This is a genomic window from Vescimonas sanitatis, assembly GCF_049060325.1.
Classification (GTDB): domain Bacteria; phylum Bacillota; class Clostridia; order Oscillospirales; family Oscillospiraceae; genus Vescimonas; species Vescimonas sanitatis.
Map to the genome: position 1 here is coordinate 1 of NZ_JBMGPW010000056.1, position 422 is coordinate 422.

The following is a 422-nucleotide window of genomic DNA, read 5'->3' on the forward strand; positions in this document are numbered from 1 at the left end:
CCGCGGTCCAGTACGAGGGCCGGGCCAACGTGATCCTGCACGAGATGGCGCACATGTGGTTCGGCGACCTCGTGACGATGCACTGGTGGGACGACCTGTGGCTCAAGGAGTCGTTCGCGGACTACATGGGCGCCCGCGGCGTGGACGAGGCCACCGACTTCCGGACCGCGTGGGTGACCTTCGCGTCCCGCCGCAAGGCCTGGGCGTACGTGCAGGACCAGATGCCGACGACGCACCCCATCGTCGCGGACATCGTCGACCTCGAGGCCGCCCGTCAGAACTTCGACGGCATCACCTACGCCAAGGGCGCCTCCGTGCTCAAGCAGCTGGCCGCCTACGTGGGCCGTGACGCGTTCCTCGACGCCGCGCACCGCTACTTCGCCGCCCACGCGTGGGGCAACGCCTCCCTCGCCGACTTCATG

General features: G+C 69.2%; 1 protein-coding gene. It reads left to right on the forward strand.

Translation table 11 applies throughout. The annotated features are described in order from the left end of the window. The coding region (locus ACOMDU_RS13730) for a M1 family aminopeptidase (protein ID WP_421130717.1) at positions 1 to 422 on the forward strand (422 nt) is incomplete at both ends.